At 67.0% G+C, this 6650-nt stretch carries 5 protein-coding genes and 1 pseudogene; 5 read left to right on the forward strand and 1 reads right to left on the reverse strand.

From position 1 onward, the window contains the following. The first annotated feature begins 534 nt into the window (after positions 1 to 534). The 3 genes and pseudogenes from JO059_RS10740 to JO059_RS10750 all read left to right on the forward strand — a co-directional run. Positions 535 to 2364 carry a PE family protein gene (locus tag JO059_RS10740; protein ID WP_293316653.1) on the forward strand — a complete coding sequence of 610 codons (1830 nt, stop codon included), beginning with the start codon at positions 535 to 537 and terminating at the stop codon, positions 2362 to 2364. Between the two features lie 567 nt (positions 2365 to 2931). Further along, on the forward strand, positions 2932 to 3093 hold the full coding sequence (locus tag JO059_RS10745; protein ID WP_293316655.1) for a hypothetical protein: 162 nt from the start codon (positions 2932 to 2934) through the stop codon (positions 3091 to 3093). A 39-nt stretch (positions 3094 to 3132) separates the two neighbouring features. After that, positions 3133 to 3501, forward strand: a pseudogene (locus JO059_RS10750) (hypothetical protein); the annotation flags it as partial. A 26-nt stretch (positions 3502 to 3527) separates the two neighbouring features. On the opposite strand, the gene JO059_RS10755 reads toward JO059_RS10750, so the two are convergent. Further along, on the reverse strand, positions 3528 to 4376 hold the full coding sequence (locus JO059_RS10755; RefSeq protein WP_293316657.1) for an SDR family NAD(P)-dependent oxidoreductase: 849 nt from the start codon (positions 4374 to 4376) through the stop codon (positions 3528 to 3530). 111 nt (positions 4377 to 4487) lie between these two features. Here JO059_RS10755 and JO059_RS10760 point away from each other — a divergent pair, with 111 nt between their 5' ends. Beyond that, positions 4488 to 5516, forward strand: a complete 1029-nt coding sequence (locus JO059_RS10760; RefSeq protein ID WP_293316659.1) for a hotdog fold thioesterase — start codon at positions 4488 to 4490, stop codon at positions 5514 to 5516. Positions 5517 to 5593: 77 nt separating this feature from the next. Continuing rightward, positions 5594 to 6650: amidohydrolase family protein (locus JO059_RS10765; protein ID WP_293316661.1), on the forward strand; the 1057-nt coding region annotated here is incomplete at its 3' end.

The raw sequence follows: 6650 nt of genomic DNA on the forward strand, positions 1-6650 counted from the left end.
GGTCGCCCACTATGGCGTAGTGCGCGTGGTAACGGGGAGGGCCAAACGGGGGCCTGGATCGCCAAAGTTCTGCGCAGTCATCAGGGTGACGAAGTCAGCGTTGTCGTGTCGGCCTTGCATCGTGATAGCTAACGATGCCTTTACACCTCCGGCAGGCCCCATTGCGTAGGTGACGCCCCCGGTTTCTGAGCGCGTCACCCGTGGGTCTTGGACCAAGGCACCGGCGAGCACCGCCTCGGGATGCTGTCCCGGGTCTGCCTTGAATGCACCGCGTACTGCCACGCCGGGCGTCTCCGGTATCCAAAACGCGCCGCTCGCCGCGATATTCATCGTCATGATCGTCGACGCTATCTGCGGCCTTGCCCGGTCCGGTTCTGCGACAGGCCGGTCAATCGTTCGCTGGAGGCGAAAGGGTCGCGGCGACGTCATCTAGTCCTTGCGCGCGGGAGTGACCCCCTTTTCTTGAAACGCCGAATGCGTGGTGTGGAACGGCGATACATTGTTTCCGCTGGGGGCGGACAGCTGGAGGATGCCATGTCGTATGTGATGACGGCCCCAGAGCTTATGGCTTCGGCGGCATCGGACCTGTCCAACATCGGCTCGGCGCTGAGCTCCGCGCATGCGGCGGCGGCGGGCCCGACAACGGGGATTCTCGCCGCGGCTGAGGATGAGGTGTCGGCCGCGATTGCGGCGGCATTTTCCGTCCATGCCCAGGGCTATCAGGCGTTGAGCGCGCAGGCCGCGGCGTTTCATCACGTTTTTGTGCGCGCCCTGAACGGCGCGGGGGGCGCGTATTCAATGACCGAGGCGGCCAACACCTCGCCGCTGCAAACCCTCGAGCCCCTCTGGCAAGACGTGCGGGCGGTGATCAACGAGCCCACCAACTTGGTGTTGGGGATGCCGTTGATCGGCAAGGGCACCGATGGGGTGCCGGGGACCGGGCAAAACGGCGGGCCGGGCGGGATCTTGTTCGGCCCTGGCGGTGATGGCGGGTCCGGGGCACCCGGGCAGCCCGGCGGCAAGGGCGGTGACGCTTTCCTGTTCGGCAACGGCGGCAAGGGCGCGGCCGGTGGGGTCGGTGTCACTGGCGCCACGGGTTCGGCGGCCCTAGCCACCAACGGCGGCAACGGCGGCGCTGGCGGGGTTGGTGGGGCCGGTGGGCGCGGCGGGCTGTTGCACGGCAATGGTGGTGGCGGTGGGGGTGGAGGGGTCGGCGGGGCCGGTGGTGCCGGCGGCCAAGGTGTCGCCGGCACAAACGGGACCACCATGTTTATCAACGGCACCGACGGGGGCGCTGGCACCAACGGCGGTAACGGCGGCGCTGGAGGTGCGGGCGGCGCCGGCGGTCAGGGAACGGGATTGTTCGGCGGCCATGTGGGCGCCCACGGTGCCAACGCCAACGGTGGGGTTGGCGGCAGCGGCGGCGCCGGAGGCCAGGGCGGTCTGGGCGCCGCCGGCACCGGGAACCACGCCGGCAACGGCGGTAACGGCGGTAATGGCGGAGCTGCCGGGCTGGGTGGCAGTGGGGGCGGCCCCGGCGCCAGCGCGGGCGCTGGGGGCACCGGCGGCACCGGCGGCACTGGCGGCGGCGGCGGAATTGTCAACGCAAGCGGCAACGTCACCGTTATCGGCGGTACCGGCGGTAACGGCGGTAACGGCGGCAATGGTCATGTCGGCGGTGCCGGCGGCAACGGCGGCCCCGGCGGTGGCGGCACCAACGACACCCAAAACGCCACCGTCCCCGCCGCCATCGGCGGCGGAGGCGGTGGAAGCGGCGGCCTAGGCGGCGACAGTACCGGCGGCGGCACCGGCGGCACCGGCGGCACCGGCGGTGCCGGCGGTTCGGTCGTGCTGGACGGGACGGTCGGCGGTACCGCCGCCGGCGGCGGCGGCGGGGAAGGCGGCGCCGCCGCCGGTAGCACTGGCGGTCCTGGCGGTGGTGGTGGCGGCGGCGGCGCCGCCAACTTCGGTTCCAACACGGTCACTGGCGCGGGTGGCAACAGCGCCGGTACCGTCGGCGGCGGCGGCGGCGGCGGAGGTGGCTACGCCACCGGCACCAACAGCAGCAACGTCGCCGCCGGCGGCGGCGGCGGAGGAGGAGGCGGCGGTATCACCGGCGGAACCGGCGGTACCGGCGGCACCGGCGGTGAAGCCGGCGGCACCACTCCCGGCGGTCCCGGCGGAGTCCCCGGCAGTGCCGGCAGCCCCGGCGGCGCCAGCATTAACCCCAGCGCCACGGGCGGGATAGGCGCGTTTAACCCAGGCAGCGCCGGCATCGGCGGCGGCGGCGGCACCGGCGGCGGCGTATTGGCGGATGGCGACGGCGCTGCCAGCGGCGGCGGCGGCGGCAACGGCGGCGGCTAGCACCGGTTAGCGTCGGCGACGGGCCCAGCAGCGACGGCGACGGCGACGGCGCTCATGCCGGTTCGTTCTTCAGGGTTGTTCGGAAGGTCGCTGCCATCACTTAGTGAAAACGTTTTGGGGCGGGCACGAGAAACAGCTGCCCGACGGCACACTGATTTGAGATCGAGCCGGGCCGGTCCACGCCACCAAGGAGGGCCGCGTGGGATTCCTGAAGGACCTGGGCACATTGGTTGCCGAGTTCGCGACTCACCGCACCTTCGACGACTCCCGCCGGGTGGCCCGCAGGCATAGGATTCGGGCTGCCAACCCCGCGTCCCATAGGAGGGTGTCATGCCAGACCCCGTGGCCGTCGATGACTGGGCACGAGCCATGTTTGAGTGGGCAATCGGTGCGCCGCGAGCAGAGCTGGCCACAGAACTTATGGGGGCGTTTGGCCCGGGCGGACCAAGAGACTCCCCTTACGGCGATTACCTCGACACAGAGAACCTGGTCGACTGGCTGTTTCTTGCACACCCGAAGGCCGGAAAGTCAGTCAGAGGCCAACTGAAGGGGCCTATAGCGGAAGCTGTGCAGCTGTTAGAGCATGCTGAACTGGTCTACCTGTACCTTATGTGGGACTACACAACAGGAGCCAACGGCGGTTGGAGCGCCACCCAGTTGGGATTGGCGACCCTCGCTAACGGGAAAGACGCCGTCAGGCAGCGCATCGAGGATCGGACCGGCCTGTAGTCGTTTGAGCGCGACCTTTCAGACGGTTATCCAGCCAGTCGGTCCCACCACTTGATCAAGACCTTCTTGGGGTGGGCCGAAAAGCAGCTGGCGGACGGGACGCTGATTTTGACCTCCCCATCGGGGCAGACCTATGTCACCACCCCCGGCAGCGCCCTGCTGTTTCCCAGCCTGTGCTATGCGGTCGGCGGCATACCCACCCCCGAAGCCGACCCACCGGCAGACTACTGCGCCCAACGCAGCGCGATGATGCCCAAACGCCGCCGCACCCGCACCCAAAACCGCGCCGCACGCATCGCCACCGAACGCCGCCACAACCGCGACGCCCGAATGGCCCAAAAAGCGCCGGCCCGCGACTACTTCGCGCTGCCACCCCCCGACCCCGACGACGACCCACCACCGTTCTGACTTCCGGATCGCATGGGATCACCGGATCAGGTTGTGGCGGACTGCATTTCACGTATCCGCTGGAGCATTCGCTTGGTGACTCGCATCGACAGCGCCGGCGATAGCCGCTCCAGGTACCAAAAAGTCTTCCACCAGGCCGGCACCACAATGATGGTGTCTTCACGTAGCACCGCGCGAAGGGCGCGCTCAGCGAATTTGTCCGGTGCCATCGGGCGCAACCGCTCCCACATCCTGAGGATGTCCTCGTCGCTGACACCCGCCCTTTCGGTTCGTCCGTACACCCCGCCCGTGAGGATCGGTGTCCGGATCGCCCCAGGGCAGAGCACCGAGACCCGCACGCCGTGGCGCTCGGCCTCCAGACGTAACGTCTTCGAGATCGCGACGACGGCGTGTTTGGTTGCGGTGTAGCTTGCCTGGCCCGCGGTGGTCACGAGTCCGGCCATGGAAGCCGTGTTGACGATGTGTCCTGAGTGCTGCTGGATCATGATCGGATAGACGGCCTGGATGCCGTGGATCACGCCGCGCAGGTTCACGTCGATGACGTCATTCCAGTCATCGAGCGTGTACGAGTCGACTTCGCCGGCGACACCGATGCCGGCATTGTTGAACAGATAGTCGATGCGGCCAGATTGGCGCATCGTCTCTCCGATGACGCGCTCGAACGATGGGTAGTCCCGCACATCGAGTTCGACGGCGGTCGCCGTACCGGCCCTACCGCTGAGGCGTTGCGCCAGCTCCTCGGCGGGGCCGATTTGGCGATCGGCGATCCACACGTCGGTTCCCTGATCGACCAGCTTGGCGGTGAACGCGGCGCCGATGCCCGACGCGCCGCCGGTAACGAATGCAACCTTGCCCGACAGCTTCGACGTCGACATTCCAGCAGGCTAACCCCTCTCGATCGAGGTAGCCGCCGACGGCCGCATCACCCCGCGCGGTAACCTCATTCTCGAAGGGCAATCAGTACGCACCGGAAGGGGCAAGTGCTCATGGCCGAGCCCGGCGACGAAGCTGAAGTGACCCGCGCTGACCGCTTCATCAAGACCGCCGTGGCAATACTGGGCGAAACCGGGCGCACCGACTTCACCGTTCAGGAGGTCGTCGCGCGGTCGAAGACCTCGCTGCGGGCCTTCTACCAGCACTTCAGCAGCAAGGATGAACTGCTGCTCGCCCTGTTCGAGAGGACGATCGCCCAATCGACGCGAGCCTGGCGCGCCGAGGTCAAGGGGCTCGACAGCACCGCCGCGCTGAAGCTGGTGATCGACCGCATCAGTCAGCAACCGGAGTCAATCACCCAGGACAGCCTCAACAGGGCGTTGAGCCTCTACAACCAGCACCTGGCCGAAACCCGGCCCCGCGACTACGCCCGCGTGCTCTCGCCCTTGCACCAACTGATTCGCGACATCGTCGGACAAGGCATCACCGAAGGGATGTTCAACCCGGGACTCGACGTCGGATCCGCGGCAGCGATCGTCATGCAGACGATCATGGGCGCGCAACGATTGCATTGGCTCGGCACGGAATTGATCGGCACACCGATCGACGTCGGCCAGCTCTACGACTTCTGCAGTGGTGCGCTGGGCATCCGGGACACGGACGGCGAGTCGGCCACACCATCGCTCACGGAGCTGTTCGCCCAGATCGGAATGCGACCGGGCACCCACAACGGCGAGTTTGCGATGACGATGCCGGTCAGCCCGCACGTGGTCAACACGTCCGGCGCGCTTCAGGGCGGCTTGATCGCCACGCTCGTCGACGTAGCGGGAGGCCAGTTCGGATTGGAGTATCTGCAGCCGGGCACGACCATGACGACCGCCGACCTCTTCGTCCGCTACCTGCGGCCGATCCGCCAGGGCGCGGCACGCGCGGTCCCGCGAATGCTGCGCAGCGGCAGGCGGGCGATGGTTATGCAGGTCGACATCTACGGCGACGGCGATGAGCTCGCCGCCACGGCCACCGTGAACTTCGCGATCATCGAGGGGCCTACGCCGACGGCGGGCTTGCGCGCGCCGGATTAGGCCCCTACACGTCGGCGCGGAGGAGTGGTAACGTCATTACCACCTATAGAGAACCCCAGACCTCTCAGGAGATCGCCATGCCGTCTCGCGAACTTTCCTTCCCGGTCTTCGACGCCGACAACCACATGTACGAGCCACAAGAGGCGCTGACCAAGTTTCTCCCGGACAAGCGCAAGAACGTGATCGACTATGTGCAGGTTCGCGGTCGCACGAAGATCGTCGTGCGCGGCCACATCAGCGAATACATCCCTAATCCGACGTTTGAGGTGGTGGCCCGGCCGGGCGCCCAAGAGGACTACTTCCGTCATGGCGCGCAGGGCAAGACTTACCGGGAAATCCTGGGCGAGCCGATGAAGGCCATCCCCGCTTTCCGCGAACCCGGCCCACGGTTGGAGGTCATGAACGAGCTGGGCATCGACTACGCCCTGATGTTCCCGACGCTGGCCAGCCTGGTCGAGGAGCGCATGAAGGATGACCCGGAGATGACTCACGACGTCATCCATGCGCTCAACCAGTGGATGTACGAGCAGTGGTCCTTCAATTTCAAGGAACGCATCTTCGCCACCCCGGTGATCACCCTGCCCATCGTCGAACGGGCGCTCGAAGAACTCGAGTGGTGCCTGGAGCGCGGCGCCCGCACCGTGCTGGTGCGGCCGGCGCCGGTGCCCGGCTACCGCGGCAGCCGCTCGTTTGGCCTCGAGGAGTTCGACCCCTTCTGGCAGGCCTGCATCAAAGCCCAGATCCCGGTGTCGATGCACGCCTCGGACAGTGGTTACTCGGAATTCGCGAATGTCTGGGAACCCGGTGACGAGTTCCTGCCGTTCAAGCCGACCGCCTTCCGAAGTCTCACGATGGGTCATCGGCCGATCATGGACGCGATGGGCGCGCTGGTGTGCCACGGCGCGTTGTCCCGCAACCCGGAGCTACGGATCCTGTCGATTGAAAACGGCGCCGACTGGGTGCCTGACCTCTTCAAGGGCCTCAAGGGCGTCTACAAAAAGATGCCGCACTCGTTCAGCGAGGATCCCATTGAAGCGTTCAAACGCTGCGTCTACATCACCCCGTTCTGGGAGGACCGATTCAGTGAGATCGTCGAGATGGTGGGCACCGACCGCGTGCTGTTCGGGTCCGACT

It is taken from the genome of Mycobacterium sp. (assembly GCF_019247615.1).
Classification (GTDB): domain Bacteria; phylum Actinomycetota; class Actinomycetes; order Mycobacteriales; family Mycobacteriaceae; genus Mycobacterium.

Coding starts and splice junctions, on each gene's coding strand:
- JO059_RS10755 (WP_293316657.1), bottom strand. CDS start 4,376: ATGTCGACGTCGAAGCTGTCGGGCAAGGTTGCATTCGTTACCGGCGGC.
- JO059_RS10760 (WP_293316659.1), top strand. CDS start 4,488: ATGGCCGAGCCCGGCGACGAAGCTGAAGTGACCCGCGCTGACCGCTTC.
- JO059_RS10740 (WP_293316653.1), top strand. CDS start 535: ATGTCGTATGTGATGACGGCCCCAGAGCTTATGGCTTCGGCGGCATCG.